This is a genomic window from Wolbachia endosymbiont strain TRS of Brugia malayi, from assembly GCF_000008385.1.
Classification (GTDB): domain Bacteria; phylum Pseudomonadota; class Alphaproteobacteria; order Rickettsiales; family Anaplasmataceae; genus Wolbachia.
Genome location: NC_006833.1, coordinates 640,687 through 657,622, shown reverse-complemented (window position 1 = coordinate 657,622; position 16,936 = coordinate 640,687). Strand labels below are relative to the sequence as shown.

The 16,936-nt window shown below is 34.9% G+C and carries 13 protein-coding genes and 1 tRNA gene; 5 read left to right on the top strand and 9 right to left on the bottom strand.

All coding sequences use genetic code 11. The features are described from left to right. Window positions 1–605 precede the first annotated feature (605 nt). From WBM_RS06960 to rpmG, 9 genes are all read right to left on the bottom strand, one after another. Window positions 606–779 carry an ankyrin repeat domain-containing protein gene (locus tag WBM_RS06960; protein WP_083750420.1) on the bottom strand — a complete coding sequence of 58 codons (174 nt, stop codon included), beginning with the start codon at window positions 777–779 and terminating at the stop codon, window positions 606–608. Window positions 780–1,355: 576 nt separating this feature from the next. Continuing rightward, a tRNA-Met gene (locus WBM_RS02985) sits at window positions 1,356–1,428 on the bottom strand. Beyond that, window positions 1,428–2,720, bottom strand: a complete 1,293-nt coding sequence (gene purB / locus WBM_RS02980; RefSeq protein WP_011256701.1) for an adenylosuccinate lyase — start codon at window positions 2,718–2,720, stop codon at window positions 1,428–1,430. The genes WBM_RS02985 and purB overlap by 1 nt, the downstream gene beginning before the upstream one ends. Before the next feature lie 106 nt (window positions 2,721–2,826). Beyond that, entirely contained in the window at window positions 2,827–3,387 is a 561-nt protein-coding gene (gene rplI, locus WBM_RS02975) for a 50S ribosomal protein L9 (RefSeq protein WP_011256700.1), read from the bottom strand. Between the two features lie 7 nt (window positions 3,388–3,394). Continuing rightward, complete coding sequence (rpsR, locus tag WBM_RS02970; RefSeq protein ID WP_011256699.1) at window positions 3,395–3,670, bottom strand: 30S ribosomal protein S18; 276 nt, start codon at window positions 3,668–3,670, stop codon at window positions 3,395–3,397. Next, on the bottom strand, window positions 3,670–4,452 hold the full coding sequence (gene rpsF / locus WBM_RS06955; protein ID WP_011256698.1) for a 30S ribosomal protein S6: 783 nt from the start codon (window positions 4,450–4,452) through the stop codon (window positions 3,670–3,672). Before rpsF ends, rpsR begins: the two co-directional genes overlap by 1 nt. A 48-nt stretch (window positions 4,453–4,500) precedes the next feature. Further along, window positions 4,501–7,839, bottom strand: coding sequence for a DNA polymerase III subunit alpha (dnaE, locus tag WBM_RS02960; RefSeq protein ID WP_011256697.1), 3,339 nt, complete (start codon window positions 7,837–7,839; stop codon window positions 4,501–4,503). A gap of 1,435 nt (window positions 7,840–9,274) precedes the next feature. Continuing rightward, window positions 9,275–9,556 (bottom strand): XRE family transcriptional regulator, encoded by a 282-nt coding sequence (locus tag WBM_RS02945; protein WP_011256696.1) that lies wholly within the window; start codon window positions 9,554–9,556, stop codon window positions 9,275–9,277. A 24-nt stretch (window positions 9,557–9,580) separates the two neighbouring features. Continuing rightward, a complete protein-coding gene (gene rpmG, locus WBM_RS02940) occupies window positions 9,581–9,781 on the bottom strand; it encodes a 50S ribosomal protein L33 (RefSeq protein ID WP_011256695.1) in 201 nt (66 codons plus the stop codon). A gap of 161 nt (window positions 9,782–9,942) precedes the next feature. On the opposite strand from rpmG, the gene WBM_RS02935 reads away from it, so the two are divergent. The 5 genes from WBM_RS02935 to WBM_RS02915 all read left to right on the top strand — a co-directional run bounded on the left by WBM_RS02935 (window position 9,943) and on the right by WBM_RS02915 (window position 16,780). Then, window positions 9,943–11,715: an Rne/Rng family ribonuclease gene (locus WBM_RS02935; RefSeq protein ID WP_011256694.1), complete on the top strand. Its 1,773-nt coding sequence runs from the start codon at window positions 9,943–9,945 to the stop codon at window positions 11,713–11,715. A gap of 87 nt (window positions 11,716–11,802) precedes the next feature. Continuing rightward, window positions 11,803–13,710, top strand: a complete 1,908-nt coding sequence (gene dnaK / locus WBM_RS02930; protein WP_011256693.1) for a molecular chaperone DnaK — start codon at window positions 11,803–11,805, stop codon at window positions 13,708–13,710. Window positions 13,711–13,782: 72 nt separating this feature from the next. Next, window positions 13,783–14,067, top strand: coding sequence for a BolA family protein (locus WBM_RS02925; RefSeq protein WP_011256692.1), 285 nt, complete (start codon window positions 13,783–13,785; stop codon window positions 14,065–14,067). Between the two features lie 6 nt (window positions 14,068–14,073). Then, the gene (gene metC / locus WBM_RS02920) at window positions 14,074–15,315 is read left to right on the top strand and encodes a cystathionine beta-lyase (RefSeq protein ID WP_011256691.1); all 1,242 of its coding nucleotides are present in this window, start codon (window positions 14,074–14,076) and stop codon (window positions 15,313–15,315) included. Further along, entirely contained in the window at window positions 15,290–16,780 is a 1,491-nt protein-coding gene (locus WBM_RS02915) for a Mur ligase family protein (protein WP_011256690.1), read from the top strand. The genes metC and WBM_RS02915 overlap by 26 nt, the downstream gene beginning before the upstream one ends. The last annotated feature ends 156 nt before the right edge of the window (window positions 16,781–16,936 follow it).

Sequence of the window (16,936 nt, the reverse complement as noted above, 5' to 3'; positions counted from 1 at the left end):
GCTTCAGAGAGCATAAAAAAAACTGATGATCAAGAAATGCGTGATAAATTTTATTCATTATTTATGTTAATATCTAATTGTTAAGCTAATATATACCACCACAGGGCTTTGTGAAAATTCCCATCTTTACTATGCAAAACGGCCTATTTCTTCAAGGCTTGAGGCTCTACTTATCCTTCACCACCACCCATCTTTTTTTTCTGTTCTTTAGATTGACTTATTGTCTCAAAATGTATTGGTTTTCCAGATTTAGCAAAAAAACTCGTTATATGGCTTTATTAACTGGTAGCCCTCCTAGTGAGCAATTCTTTCCTATTTTTTTGTTGCAATCTTTTAATCATTCCTACTTCTTTTGATCTTTTACTTCTACCTTTATTAGGTCTTTATCTTGCTTGCCAGTATACAATCTCACCTCTAATGCGCCCTGGCTGGTATAGAAAATTAATACTATACCGCTATCATCTGTAAGGTCCGTGTAAACCTTATTCCTTTTTCTGTTATAATTTCTGCCTCACTTTTACCAATCTTGTCCTTTTCATTAGCAGTAACCTTCTTTTTATTAAAATACTCAACTATATCTGAGTAACTATTTTTATCAGCAACATCTAAAGAAGTATCACTGCTGTTATTCTTATATTAGCATAAATCTCTTTATCTATAAGATATTTAACTATGTCCAACCGACCAGTTTGAGTAGCAAAGTGCAAAGGAGCATTGCTCTCATTACTCTTTGCATTAACGTCAACCTCTTTTTCATCTATAAGAAGATATTTGATTATGTCTAAATATGACCTTCAACAGCTAAGTGTAAAGGAGTGTAGTCAAATTAACTACTTGTTACATTAGCATCAACCCTTATCTCTTAAAGACATTTAACTATCTCTGGTTGACCAATACAGGCAGCTATGTATAGTAATGTAAATTCGATCTGGTGTAGTGAGTGTTACGTTAAATGGATAATCTATCACCTTGTCACTCTTGATATATGTCTAAGATTTCTTTTTTTTACTGCTCTTTTATTTTTTCAATTAATGTTACTCTTAAAATCTCTTTGAGCATTTTATTGAACTGAGTACTTTTCCCCACTGATTAAGGCGGAAACATGTTTATAGTTTCTCTAATTTAATGAAATGTGATGCAAACTAGTATAATGAAAGATTTAATCATTAACTCTCTATTTTTCAAAGTTGCAAAAGTACGTACCTTTTTGAGAAGGATAGTAGAAAGTTAACAGATTACAAAAAGAGGATAGGAGAATTTGGGCAGATAATTAAAATGCAAAAGATTACCTGTATAGGTGATCGAAGCAAGCTATTGTTGCTGATCTTGTAGTATATTGGAATTAATATAATTAGTGGCTGAGGAGGGAATCGAACCCACGACCAAGAGATTATGATCCTCCTGCTCTACCGACTGAGCTACTCAGCCTAATCAAAGACCTTTTTGTATATATGGTCTACATATTTCGTATAATATTTCAAATCAAATAAAGATTCAAGTTTTTCAGAGTTAATGACTTCAAGTAAGGACCTGTCTTGTTTCAACTCAAACAGAAAATCACTGTTGTTTTGTTTCACTTTCATTGCATTGCCCTGAATAATTTTATACGCCTCTTCCCTTGTTAAACCACTATTTACTAATTCAAGTAATATACGCTGTGAGAAAATTAAACCTTTTGAAGAATTTAAGTTCTTTTCAATGTTTTCTTTATTAATTGCTAATTTATCTATCAAATCCGTTAATCGCACTAAAGCAAAATCCATTAATATACAAGCATCAGGAGCAATACATCTTTCTACAGATGAGTGTGATATGTCCCGTTCATGCCACAACACAACATTTTCTAGTGCAGGAGATACGTAACTGCGTATTAAACGTGAGAGCCCAGTTAAATTCTCACTTAAAATAGGATTGCACTTGTGTGGCATGGCAGAGCTTCCTTTCTGTCCAGTAGAAAAATATTCGGCAATTTCCGCAATCTCAGTTCTTTGTAAGTGACGAATTTCAACAGCAACATTTTCCATTGAACTTGCAATTACTCCTAAAACTGAAAAAAACATGGCGTGTCTATCACGAGGAATTACTTGAGATGATATGGTTTCAGGTACAAGTTCCATCCCTTTTGCTACATATTCCTCAACAAACGGATCGACATTTGCAAAATTACCTACCGCGCCTGATATTTTGCAAATTGAAATTTCTTTTTGTGCATTAATTAATCTTTGATAACTGCGTTTAAATTCCGCATAAAACCTGGTAAATTTCAACCCAAGAGTTGTTGGCTCTGCATGCATTCCGTGACTGCGCCCAACACATATAGTACCTTTATAGTCCTCAGCTTTTTTTTTCAATGCTGCAAGTAAATTTTTTAGATTCTCAAGTAGAATATTACATGACTCTTTTAGCTGCACAGCAAAGCATGTATCTAACACATCAGAACTTGTCATTCCGTAGTGAAGGTAACGTACATCAACTCCCACTTTTTCAGCGATATATGTTAAAAAAGCTATAACATCATGTTTTACAGTGGATTCAATCTCGTTGATACGTTCAACATCAAATGTAATAGCACCAGAGAGCCTTTTAGCAACATTACTTGGAATTACTCCTAACTTTGCTTGAGCCTCACATGCTAACCTTTCTATTTTGAGCCATATGTTGAACTTATTGTTTTCCTCCCAAATAGCGGATATTTCTTTACGGCTATAACGAGGTATCATAGAATGACCTCCTTTTTGTTTCTGAGTATACTAAACCCCAGTGCCACGTACTGGAATGACACCAACTTAGTTATGAAAAATATCTCCTTGCGATTATAATAAGATATCACTTTTGATCAGCTTTATCACTATCAGTAGCTTCTCCAACTTCATTCTGTTTTGCCTCTTGTTGTTGTGACTTTTGGCTTTGCGATTTTACCTGCCTCAACTCATGTGCATCTGTTTCTGACCTCACAACATGCACAGCAACTTGTACTACTATTTCACTATGAAACTCTATACTTGCCTGGTACTCACCTAAATTTCTTATCTTTACTCCATTAAAAGATATTTTACGGTGATCAACTTCATACTCTTGCGACAAAGATCTTGCAACTTCTCTTGTTGTTACAGAACCAAAAATTTTACCATCCTCAGAAGCTTGCTTTACCAATATTACAAACTTACCAGCAAAAGAAGCTGCTAGCTCACTTGCCAAATTCAATTTTCTTATATTTTCCTCTTCTAGAAAGGAACGCTGCTCCTCCAGTTTTGCTATGCTTTCCTTGGTTGCTTTCACTGCTTTCCTTTGTGGAAAAAGAAAATTACGTGCGTAGCCAGGCTTTACTTTCACAATTTCACCTAATTTGCCGAGTGTTCTGATATTTTCTTTTAAAATTACCAACATAAACTACCTAAACTTTTTTAGTACAGTAAGGAACAAGAGCTAAAAAACGTGCTCTTATAATTGCTAAGCGCAATTTTCTTTGTTTTTTTGCACACACCCCTGTTAATCTTCTAGGTAATATTCTACCATAGTCAGAGGTAAACCTGGATAATAAATCCGTATTCTTATAATCTATGTCTTCATCTTGAGAAGTAGCAAGAGGGCAAACTTTAGAACGCTTAAACCCTGTTCTATTATTTACAGATACGTAAGAATCATTAAAATTATTTCGTTTCTTTGTCATTATGCGCTTTGTTCCTCAACTTGTTTATTCATCATATGAGATTTACCTTCAAAAAATTTATCAACATGCACAGACAAGTGGCGGATAATGTTCTCGTTGAGTTTTATTCTACGCACAAATTCATCCATAATGTTTGAAGTAGAACTTATGCACATTATACAATAATGACCACTCTTCATCTTGTTTATTGGATACGCAAAATCCAGTAAACCCCAATATTCGTATTTTATCAATCCTGAAGCTTCAATATTGTCTAGAAGCATTTCCAATGTTTTGTTTGATTGGTTTGGCTCTGCCATTCCAAAATTTTGTAAAATTCCTTGAAAGATCTTTATTAGGTGCTTTGAAATATCTTCCTTTAAAGCACTTACTGCATTGTGAATAAATGCATTCTTAGCAATTTGCTTACCACCCTCTGGAAGCTTTATAAAACCTTGTGCTATTCCTAAACCTTTTAGGTCGTCTTTCAACTCTTTGCTAATTTTCAATTTCACTTCTTTCAAATTTGAGAGATCTTCCTCTAATTCAATCCATAAAATTTTCGCAAAACTTTCCAGGAAACTAGAGTAAGCAATTAGATTTTCTTGAATGTCTTTAGCATGCATTTCTGAATCTCGTTTTGTAAACTTGTCACTTCCTTTTTCCAGAATACCCTTAATTTGCTGGAACATAATATCTGCCTTAATATTTTTTAATGAAACACCTAGCTCTTGAGCCATTCCTTCTACTTCTTGCTGCAATAACCCCTGTTGCGCTATAAAAGTAAATTCGTAAAGGTTCACTATATTTTCCTTTAATATTGATTAAGTATTTCATTATATAAAACTTTTTTATATAAGCAAGCTATTTGTATCAATTTCTATGCCTTTAATCCAGCTTAAGTTAGATATTTCATAAACAACTTGAGGGGTGATCAAATATGCACCTGGTAGCAAGATGTTCACTGTATGCTTTTCAAAGAGAAGTTTGAGCATTATTTTAGTTTTACCATCGCCTTTCAATACTGAGTTTAATTCTATAGCGGCTTTTTGTGAATCAGCACATCCGGTAGTTAAAACTAAACTTTTCATTACAGAAGTAATCCTTTCTGTAAATTCAGATATATCCCTTCCCACTAATCTTGTCGTATTCTCCGAAGTTTCAAGATCAACTACTACAAATGTTCCAGGCGAAAATAAATTTCTTTTCTTCTCTATTATTTCATTATTGTAGAATGCTATTTCAGAAACGTTATGAGGATCAGAAAGCGTAAGTATAACAAACCTTCCACGTTCTGAAGTTCTCATACGCACATTTAATATTACACCAGCAGTTTTTGCTATCTTATTCTCTCCAATAAACCCAATATTTAGCTTTTCGAGAAGAGTTCTAAATTTTTCAAGTGGATGGCTAGTTAAGTAAAACCCTAGCGAAAATAACTCATGCTCTAATTTTTCTTCTTCATTGAAATCTTTTACCTTCTCAAGTTTTGGCTTTAGAACATTAAAATTACCAAACAAAACAGCTTGATTTGATTCTCTATCCTGTCTGTTTTTATTTGCAAAGTAAACCAGTGTGTCTATTGACTCGTATAGTTGCTTTCTATTCTTATGTACACTGTCACATGCTCCAGACTTAATCAGGCTTTCTAGTGCCCTTTTATTTGTTATATGACCTGAATTTTGAATGAATTCCCATATATCCTTATAAGTGCTTGAACGTGTGTTCACTATTCCCTCTGCTATAGAAAAACCGACATTGCGCAGAGCAGCAATACCATAACGTATATGCTTGCCCTCTATTGAGAATTCAGCCTTAGATTTGCTTATATCAGGCAAAAGAACAGAAACCCCACTGAATTTTGCAGCATGATAGAACAAATTCAATTTATCTCTATCATCGATATTCAGATTCATTAAGGCCGTGAAAAATTCTAACGGATAGTTAGCCTTAAGGTAAGCTGTTTGATAAGATATAACCGCGTATGCGGCTGCGTGGGACTTATTAAACCCATAGCCAGCAAATTTTGCAACAAGGTCAAAAATGTAGCTTGCCCTATCATAATCAACGCCATTTTTTGTTGCTCCTTGAACAAAAAGTTTACGTTGTTTATCCATCTCTGCTTTGATTTTCTTACCCATAGCACGTCTTAGCAAATCTGCTTCTGCGAGACTATATCCAGAAAGAATACGTGCTATTTCCATCACCTGTTCTTGGTAGATTATCACTCCAAATGTTTCTTTTAATACCCTTTCAAGTAATGGATGAATATAATCTGGTTTTTCAAGTCCATGCTTTCTTGCGATGTAAGTTGGAATGTTATCCATAGGTCCTGGACGATAAAGAGAGATTAACGCAATGATATCTTCAATGCAATCTGGTTTTAACTTGATTAAAGCTTCCCTCATCCCCGAACTTTCAAGTTGGAATACTCCAATTGAATCACCGTTTGAGAGCATTTCGTAAGTTTTGCGGTCATTCAAGGAAACTGAGGCAATATCAATCTTTTTCCCATTTTGATTAATTAAACGACAGACATGATCTATTAGCGTTAGTGTACCAAGTCCAAGAAAATCAAATTTTATCAGCCCAGCTTTCTCAACATACTTCATGCTGTATTGGGTAATTGGCAGAGCCGAGTTTGGATCGTAGTACACAGGAACAAAATTTTCTAATTTTTGATCGCATATCACAATTCCAGCAGCATGAGTTGAAACGTGGCGATATATTCCTTCAAGCTTAAGAGAAATATCAAGGAGTTTTGCAATTACTTCATCACTATCTCGTTCTTTCTGTAAGTTTTGATCAAACTCTATTGCTTGTGATAAAGTTACAGGATTCACTGGGTTGAATGGAACCATTTTAGATATCTTATCCACCTGAGTATAAGACATTTGTAGCACCCTTCCCACATCACGCAGCACGGCTCTTGCCTGTAACTTACCAAAAGTAATTATTTGAGCAACATAACCGTATTTCTTTTGAACATAATCAATAACTAAGTCCCTTTTTTCCTGGCAGAAATCGATATCAAAATCAGGCATCGATATACGATCAGGGTTTAAAAATCTTTCAAAGATCAAGCCAAATTTTATTGGATCGAGGTCTGTAATCTGCAATGCCCAAGCAACAATTGATCCAGCACCAGAACCCCTTCCTGGGCCAACTGGAATACCATTTGCTTTGCTCCAGCGAATAAAGTCAGAAACTATCAAAAAGTAGCCAGCGTAATTCATCGAAGTTATTACACTTAGTTCATAGTTCAGCCGATCGTAGTATTGCTTAAGGTCTATGTCTATTTTATTTGCAATACGAAGTTCTAATCCCGCAGTTGCTTGCTCCTTTAATTCTTCATTCTCAGTTTTATTTTCTCGACAAGGAAATTTAGGCAAAATAGGCTGCCTGCTTCTTGGCATGTAAGAGCAACGCTTAGCTATTACTAAAGTGTTATGAATTGCTTCGGGAATGTCGCTAAACAGCTTTTCCATTTCTGCCACAGATTTAAAATAGTGCTCAGTAGTTAGCTTCTTTCTGTTATTCTCCAGAGTATAACTCCCCTCCGATATACACGTTAATATATCATAAGCTTCATAGTCAGATCTATTTGGAAAAAATACATCGTTTGTTGCAACAAGTGGTATATTATGCTGGTAAGCAAAGTCTATCAAGGTTTCTTCAAGTTCTAATTCCTTGTTCAATCCATGACGCTGCAGTTCAACATACAAATGACCATTGAATGCTAAAAGCAGTTTTTCAACTATTCCTTTATCTTGCCTAAATAACAGTTGAGCCAATATTCCATCACATCCACCGGTTAAAGTGATCAAACCTGTGCTTAAATTTAATAGCTCATCAAAATCAACATAAGGAATATCGCTGTTATTTTTGCGCTTTCTGAAAGACTCACTTACCAAAGTGACTAGATTAGTGTATCCTTGCTCATTTTTTGTAAGCAATAATATAGGTAAATTTTGCTCTGAATATCTGACTATAATATTGCATCCTGTTATTAGCTGTATTCCCCTACTTGCCGCGTATTCTGAAAATTCAAGTGAGCCAAATAAGTTACCTGAGTCAGTAATTGCAACTGCCGGCATTTTGTTCCGCAAGCAAAGGCCTATCAGCTCCTCAATTTTGACCGAACTTTCAAGTAAAGAATAAACACTGTGAACACGCAAGTGTATGAACATAAAAAACTTTAGATTAGCAATAAAAGGATAACATTAATTTACTTATGAGGATATAATTTCATAAAAACAAAAGCTTATTTATGGTTTATCAGTTCTAACATAAAATACAAAAAACTACCTGATAAACTTCACCAGCTTCCTTATTATAGCACTGAAGGTATTCAGTTATCTTCAGTCTGTGCAAATTAAACAATAGAAGTATTAACATAGTTTGGTATCTTGTGTTTAATTTTTCTCACTATGTGCGCCTTGTGTCTTTATAACATTTCTGGTTTTTATCTATATAAGCTGGAACGCACTTATAAAGCGTTTGAGACAATATAGAACAGCAATGTTTTTAAATAGGTATTAATCAGGGATTCTTTTGCCTTTTCTCCTATTTGGTAAATTTCTATAAATATTTATAGCTAAAAGTTATACTAAGAATACCTGAATTTATCACTATGTATTTCCTACATCTTATGCTATGCCATGCCTGCTTAGTAATGTTAAACTATTCTCAATCTTAATACTTACAAAGAGGCATAATGGAATCACAAAGCTATTACTTAGAAATAGATCCTATAATTGTTAAAAAGTGAAATATCGTGCAAAGTGCCTGAAATGCTCCAGTTATTTCACTCATGATAGCCTTAATGATATTGAACAAGGGATTTTTTATAGTATTTGGCCTTCAATCGATAGGTATAAAGAAGATAGGAGTTATTTTGCAACTTTCGTAAGCCGAGTTACTGAATGTTGTGCTATTAATCTAATAAGCAAATGTTTATGAGTGAAGCGTGGTGGTGAAGCTGTATTTTATTTATAAATTCCGCTGCTTTGGATAACATAGTTGGTAAGAAATACTTTTCTGAAATTGGAATAATAACCCAAATTGATATATAAGATACAGTTTCTAAACTACCTGTAAAATGACAAATTATATGTGAGTAGCTAAAAACTTTAAATATTATGGAAATAGCTAAAGTGAATGGAATATCAAAAACAACTATATATAGCATTTTGAAAAAGATAAAACAGCGCAACAAAAAAAATTGCTTGACACATTTTTATAGCTCTATTCCCCTGACAAGGAAGGTGTTTTAGGATCTGAGATCTATTTTCGTTTACAGGCTTAAATAACCAAATTTTAGTGAAAAATGTAGCGTATTTTTGCAAGTGATATGCAAGTGTACATGCATTTCCACCCAATGCACGCTGCATTTTTTCTGAATCTTTTTGTATATGTGGTCCTATAACTAAGTAACTTCTGTGTAGCTCTTTATGTTATATAGTCTATGTATCTGTTTTACGCTGGACAGATTCTTCGTAAGAAAAGTATGAAGAAGCGGTACTTGTCCATGTTCAAAAAATGAAATGTGCCCTAAATTGTTTGCAGTTGAAGTTTTTGTGGATAATATTACAGCATACGCTGTAAATTAAAATGAGTATAGCCTTATTGTATGTTATGCTGAGAATTATGTTTTATTTTCATATTTATATCTTGATCCAATGCAACTAATAAGTTAAGCAAGTATTCTAAAGAGAACCCTTCAATTTTTGACTTATTAATTTGAGATACTTTAGGTTGGTCGATCTTTAGGGCAATTGCTGCTTTTTTCTGTGTTCTGTACCTCTTATTTATTAACCGTGCAACAATCTTTATTAATTTCAGTTTTGTATCTTTTATATCATCCAACTCTATTGTTATAGGATAATTTAATTGTGAATTTTGCATGATAACAACTTCCTTATGAAAAAATTACTTTAATTTTTCTTCTTTAAATAATACGTGCCTTCTGACTACTGGATCATACTTTCTAAACTCCAGTTTTCTAGTAAGCTTTTTTGGATTGCGCTTTTTTACGTAAAAGTAACCTGTTGACTTTTCTTCACCTGTACTTGTTATTTTTGTTGCGCTGCTAACTAACTTCACAAGCAAAGAAGCATTTTTTTTTGCCATACTTAATATAATAATATAAATCCTGTGTGAGTTTATTACGTAAAGCGCTAAAAGTCAATCACTTTGTGCCTTAGAACAATGTAGATTGCAAATTCTTGACAATCGGCAGTACGTTAAGTAACATAAAATTAATTTGAGAACGCAAGGCAAACGGTAAATAAGTGGCAAATAGTGGTAAGAGGTTACTATTAATAGAAAATTCTATCTGTTCTGATGAGGTAAGAGTTGCTTTATCAGCTGACAATAGAGTTGTGGAATTTGAACAAGAATTCAAAGAAAAAAAACAATTAAGAGGTAATATATATATTGCTTGTGTAAAACGTGTAGAGCCTTCTTTGCAAGCTGTGTTTATTGAATATGGAAAAAATAAGCAAGGTTTTTTGTCTTTTTCTGAAATATCTCCAGATTATTTCAATATTCCAGAAAAGGAGAAAGAAACTTTCTTTGAGGGTTGCCTGAATGATGATTGTACAGAGGAAAATGGCAATGCCTCAGCAAATATTTCTTCAGATTCCTTAACTAATAAGAATGTTAACGAATCCGGTAATGGTTTTGTAAGAGAAGTGTCTTTATATAAGAGATATAAGTTGCAAGATGTTATTTCAGTAAATCAAAGGCTATTAGTTCAACTAACTAAGGAAGAGCGAGGCAACAAGGGAGCTTCGTTTACAACGTACATAACTTTAGTAGGAAGGTACTGTGTTTTTATGCCTAATTCCATGAGTAAAGGTGGAGTGTCACGCAGAATTGAAGATGTTAATGTCAGAAAGCAGTTAAAGGATATATTAAGTTCAATGGACTTGCCAAAAAGGTCAGGTTTGATAATAAGAACCATTGGTTCAGGGAAAAGTAAAAAGGAAATTGAGCAGGATTACAATTATTTATCTTCATTGTGGCAGAATATTCAAAAAAATGCTTCCTCTATAAATGTTCCATCATTGATTTATAATGAAGCAGACCTAATTATGAGGTCTATTCGTGATTTTTGTAGCAATGGTATGGAAGTTATAGTATCTGGAAAGGAAGCTTTTGAAACGGTAAGACAATATGCTAGAAATGCATTAAAAGGTAGTAAGTTACGTTATAGGTTGTATAGAGGTTTTATTCCAATCTTTACTTACTACGGAGTCGAAGATCAAATTTCTGAGTTATACAGCAATAGGGTAAAACTGCCGTCTGGTGGATCTTTGATAATAACTTTAACTGAGGCGTTTGTTTCAATAGATGTAAATTCAGGAAAGATGACGGGAGAGGATAGTATAGAGGAGACAGCTTATAGAACTAATATGGAAGCAGTACCTGAAATATCAAGACAGGTGAATTTAAGAGGCTTGTCGGGATTAATAGTAGTAGATTTTATTGACATGTTAAGGTATCAATATTGTAGAGCTGTTGAGTCTGCTATTAGGCAGGCGTTTAAGGATGATAAAGCTAGAGTTCAATTTAGCTACATAAATGACTTTGGTTTAATGGTATTTTCAAGGCAAAGGATTAAACCAAGCATACAGGAAATTAACACTACAGAGTGCTTGCACTGTAAAGGGATTGGGAAGGTGAAGTCAAATGAGGTGATTGTTGCATCAATATTGAGAGACTTGCAGCACATTGCTAGTAGAAATCGAAATAGGTCATTTGATTTGGTAGCTCATGGTGCAATTATAGCACATATTTTTAATAACAAACGTGGCACAGTTTCTACAATTGAAAAAGAGTTTAATATTAAGTTGAATGTTAGTGCTGATAGCAGTTTGAGTGTAGATACGTTCGTTTTAAAACGAGGGGATGAAGTTAACTTAAGTGATTGTAAGCCATTACAAAACTCTGGTTACAAAATTGAAAGCAGCAGTAATGAAAGGGCTGATAATTCAGAGAAGTTACAAGGCAGTTTTTGGTTAACTAAGTGGCTTTCACGCATTTTGAACTCTAATAGCTAACTGGAGATCCTAAAAGAGACTTGTAATTGACGAGTCCTATACTTATATATCCTTATATCAGATAACATTTATAAGGGAGTATTCATTATGGGAAGAGCAATAGGTATAGATCTTGGAACAACAAATTCTTGTGTTGCGATACAAGGCAAGATAATAGAGAATAAAGAAGGAGCAAGAACTACTCCATCTGTAGTTGCATTTACTTCATCAGGGGAGAGATTAATTGGCGCTCCAGCAAAAAGGCAAGCAACCACCAATGCAAGTAATACTTTTTTTGCTACTAAAAGATTAATAGGCCGTCAGTATGGTGATCCTGAAATGAAAGATCTGAATGTGCCGTATAAAGTGTTTGCAGCAAAAAATGGTGATGCATGGATTAAAACAACAGATGGTAAAGAATACTCCCCTAGTCAAATTGGTGCTTTTATACTACAAAATCTAAAAGAGGCAGCAGAGGCTTATCTTGGGGAAGAAGTAAAAGATGCTGTAATAACAGTGCCAGCATACTTCAACGATTCTCAACGTCAGGCAACAAAAGATGCAGGAAAAATTGCCGGGTTGAATGTACTTAGAATAGTTAATGAACCAACTGCTGCGGCGCTTGCTTATGGTCTTGATAAGAAGCATGGGCATACAATAGTGGTATATGACCTTGGTGGTGGTACATTTGATGTTTCAATACTTGAAATAGGTGATGGAGTTTTTGAAGTAAAAGCTACGAATGGTGATACCCATCTTGGAGGTGAAGACTTTGATAATGCAATAGTAAGTTACTTACTAGATGAATTTAAGAAAAGTAATGGCATTGGTCTAAAAAATGATCCAATGGCTATGCAAAGAATCAAAGAAGCTGCTGAAAAAGCGAAGATTGAATTATCAAGTGCAATGGAAACAGAAATAAATCTGCCATTTATTACGGCTGATGCAAATGGTCCAAAACACTTAAATATGAAATTAACAAGGGCAAAACTTGAGAGCTTAGTAAATGATTTAATCGAAAGGACTATGACTCCTTGCAAAAAAGCTCTTGAGGATACTGGTTTATCCGCTAACCAAATTGGTGAAGTGGTGCTTGTTGGTGGTATGACTCGTATGCCAAGGGTAATAGAGAAAGTTAAAGAATTCTTTGGTAAGGATCCACATAGAGGAGTAAATCCTGATGAAGTTGTAGCAATTGGTGCTGCAATACAGGCAGGAATCGTTCAAGGTGATGTAAGGGATGTGTTATTGCTTGATGTAACTCCGCTTTCTCTTGGTATTGAAACTTTAGGGGGGGTGTTCACTCCACTTATTGAGCGTAATACTACTATTCCTACTAAAAAATCTCAGGTATTTTCAACTGCAGAAGATAATCAAACGGCTGTGACAATTAAAGTGCATCAAGGTGAAAGGAAATTGGCAGTTGATAATAAGTTGCTTGGTCAATTTAGTTTGGAGGGTATACCACCTGCTCCTCGTGGAATTCCTCAGATCGAAGTGACATTCGATATAGATGCAAATGGAATAGTACATGTTTCTGCAAAAGATAAAGCTACTGGAAAAGAGCAGAAAATACGTATTCAGTCTTCAGGTGGTTTATCTGAGAGTGAAATAAATCGCATGATAAGAGAGGCTGAGGAAAAGGCACAAGAAGATGAGAAGCGTAAAAAATTTGTTGAAGTGAAGAACCAAGCAGATAGCTTAGTTCATTCTACGGAAAAGTCTCTGAAAGAGTATGGCGATAAAGTTTCACCAGAAGATAAATCTGCTATTGAAAATGCAGTTAATGAATTAAAAGAGGCTAGTAAGTCTGATAACATTGATGATGTTGATTCAATACAACAGAAAATTACTAATCTTTCTCAATTATCTATGAAGCTTGGAGAAACTATTTATAAAGAATCTCAGCAGCAACAGGGGAAAGAAAGCTCTGCTGGTTCATCCACAACAAATGAGGAAGAAAAAGTAGTAGATTCTGATTATCAAGACATAGATAATAAGGAAGAGAATAAATAAGAGTGTATTTTGTCAGCGCGTGGTGCTAAAATTTAGGAAAAGAGAACTAGTATTAGCTATTTGAATGACAGGATGGATATTATTAAGACAATAGAAGAAAAAATACGTGGTTCAATAGATGTAATTGATGTTGATATTATCGATGAGTCCGTAAAACATGCAGATCATTATTTTTCTTCGTCTTCAATGCTACCTTCACATATCAAGCTAGTACTAATATCTGACAATTTTGCCGGAATGGACAGTCTCAAAAGGCACAGGTTGATTTATGAGTTATTAAAGAGTGAGATAGAGCTAATACATGCAATTTCTCTTCACTTATATACACAAAGCGAATACAATTTAAAAAATAAATAACAGAACGTGAAAGAGAAATCCTTATTAGTTAAAGCGGGGAGAAAGTTTGAGGACTATAAAGGTTCTATGAACCCGCCAGTTTATCATTCTTCTACTATATTATTTCCTACTTACAAGGACTACTTAGATGCAGCAGATGGAAAAAACATATACGGTGTGGTTAATGATGGTATTGCAAGAGATTATAGCTACGGCAGTGTTGGTACTCCCACTGTTCATTATTTTTCAAATGCACTTGCTGAGATTGAGGGTAGGGGACAAGCATTAATCTATCCTTCCGGATTGTTTGCACTCACTTTTGCTATTCTGACTTTTGCTAGAGCAGGTTCGCATGTTTTAATTCAAGATAATAGCTATTACCGACTTAGGAGGTTCGCCGAAAATGAGCTACCAAAAAGAAGAGTAGAGGTAACCTTCTATGATCCAACACAGGATATAGCTAGTTTAATTCAGAGTAATACTAGATTAATAATGATTGAGACTCCTGGTTCTGTAACATTTGAGGTTTCAAATATAGAACATATAGTAAAAATTGCTAAGGAACATAAAATCGTGACTGTTTGCGACAATTCGTGGGCTACTCCTTTGTTATTTAGGCCACTTGATTATGGCATTGATGTTGCGTTGTATGGGGTTACGAAATATATAGCCGGTCACTCAGATTTATTGATGGGAGCTATTATTGCTGAAGGTGAAGTTTTTAAATTGCTTTATGAGATCTGCAAGAATTACGGAGTTACTGTGCAACCATACGACTGTTACCTTGCACATCGAGGGCTAAGAACACTAGGCACGCGCATGAGGAAGCATCAAAGTACAGCAATGAAAGTAGCAAAGTGGCTAGAAAAGCATTCAAAAATCAAAAAAGTCTTATATCCAGCACTTCCTTCTCACCCTCAACATGAACTATGGAAAAGTTACTTCAAGGGGGCAAGTGGCGTATTCAGTATAGTACTGGATAGAGAATATTCATGTGAGGAACTAAGCTGTATGGTTGATCATATGAAAATTTTTAGTATTGGTGCTTCTTGGGGAGGATGTGATAGCTTGATATTGCCAATAGATCGTAAATCTGTGTCAAGATCTGTAATGAGTTCAGATTATAGTGGAAGTTTCATAAGAATATTTTGTGGACTAGAAGACCCTGAAGATTTAATTTCTGATTTGAATGCTGCACTAGCACGGTTGCCATGTTTGGGCTTTCAAGCTGATGAAGTAGGACATGATACTAAGAGAATTACTGCATGATATTGGCCATTTTTCTGTCATTCCGGTGCTTGGCACTGGAATCCAACAATTAGCGTTACACACTGGAATAACACTAGGCAACTGTACTGTTGATTTTAACATTGAAATTAAGGGTGTTACATGTAATCCGAAGAAAGTCAAAGAGGATTATCTTTTTGTTTGTGTGTCAGAGGAAGGTGAGAGATGTGTAGGCGGCATAAAAGCTTCAGCAATAATAGCAAGCTTTAGTGCAATCCCAGCGCAGGGTGCTGAAATCTATATCTTCTACCCAAACCCTCGAGAGATATATGGTAAAATAGTTAGCAGGTTTTATCAATTTAAGCAGCTCAAATGTGTTGCTGCTGTAACAGGTACGAATGGCAAGACTTCAGTGGTAGAATTTTGCCGTCAAATCTGGCAAAATGCAGGTTGTAATGCAGCATCTGTGGGAACGCTTGGAACATGTGTTAATAATGAAAGAAAAGATAATAACAGTAATCTTACTACTCCAGATGCGGATGACCTTTATTTTACACTGCGTGATGTAAATAGTAAAAATATAGAACATTTAGCATTGGAGGCTTCGAGCCATGGAATTGATCAGTATAGAATCCATGGATTAGAATTAAATGCTGCAGCTTTTACTAATTTCTCGCAAGATCATTTAGATTATCATAAAGACGTGAATGAATATTTCGAGGCTAAGAAAAGGTTATTTTACGAGGTATTACCAGAAGGAAAAACGGTAGTATTAAATTCGGATATAGATGAATACTATGCATTGCTTAAGATAGCTGAAAAACGTAGCAACAAAGTTATAACATATGGAAAAACAGGCTCTGACATTACTTTATTAAGGCAGATTCCCACTCCCGATGGTCAACACCTTACGATTAAAATTGGTGATGAGGTTTACGGTATGTTTTATCCAGTTTTAGGGCAGTTTCAAGCATATAATTTGCTGTGTGCAATCGGTATAGTTATTGCATCTAAGCTGGATTATCAGAGGATATGTATAGATAAATTTGTTTCTTTACCGGGAAGGATGGAAAAAGTTAAACCTTTTGCATTCGTGGATTACGCTCACACTCCAAGTGCACTTAAACAGGCTCTGTTGTCTTTAAAATGGCACTTCAGTAAAAAAGTAGTTCTGGTTTTCGGTTGTGGTGGAAACCGTGATCAGGCAAAACGTGCAAAAATGGGTAAAATGGCGAAGATGTATGCAGACAAGGTGATAGTTACAGATGATAATCCGCGTGATGAAGATCCAGCAAAAATTCGTTACGATATTTTACTATGTTGTCCCAATGCACTAGAGGTGGGGGATAGAAGAGAAGCTATAAAGAAAGGTATAAATATTGCCTATGACGAGAATATGGTTCTGCTTGTTGCAGGAAAGGGGCATGAAAAATTTCAAATTATAGGGAACAAAACTTTTGAATTTAGTGATGTTGAGGTTATTAAAAATCAAATTTTAACATACTGATTTTCAAATGGGCTTCTTGCGTTGCCTCCTGTCATTCCAGCGTGTGACGCTAAGTCCAGAAAAAATAGATTCCAGTATCAAGCACTGGGATAACACCGAAGAGTGGACTGCTAATTTTTTATGTAGTTACGTAAGAGGCCTAATCATTCACCGTTT

Coding starts and splice junctions, on each gene's coding strand:
- purB (WP_011256701.1), bottom strand. CDS start 2,720: ATGATACCTCGTTATAGCCGTAAAGAAATATCCGCTATTTGGGAGGAA.
- rplI (WP_011256700.1), bottom strand. CDS start 3,387: ATGTTGGTAATTTTAAAAGAAAATATCAGAACACTCGGCAAATTAGGT.
- rpsR (WP_011256699.1), bottom strand. CDS start 3,670: ATGACAAAGAAACGAAATAATTTTAATGATTCTTACGTATCTGTAAAT.
- dnaE (WP_011256697.1), bottom strand. CDS start 7,839: ATGTTCATACACTTGCGTGTTCACAGTGTTTATTCTTTACTTGAAAGT.
- WBM_RS02945 (WP_011256696.1), bottom strand. CDS start 9,556: ATGCAAAATTCACAATTAAATTATCCTATAACAATAGAGTTGGATGAT.
- rpmG (WP_011256695.1), bottom strand. CDS start 9,781: ATGGCAAAAAAAAATGCTTCTTTGCTTGTGAAGTTAGTTAGCAGCGCA.
- dnaK (WP_011256693.1), top strand. CDS start 11,803: ATGGGAAGAGCAATAGGTATAGATCTTGGAACAACAAATTCTTGTGTT.
- WBM_RS02925 (WP_011256692.1), top strand. CDS start 13,783: ATGGATATTATTAAGACAATAGAAGAAAAAATACGTGGTTCAATAGAT.
- WBM_RS02915 (WP_011256690.1), top strand. CDS start 15,290: ATGATACTAAGAGAATTACTGCATGATATTGGCCATTTTTCTGTCATT.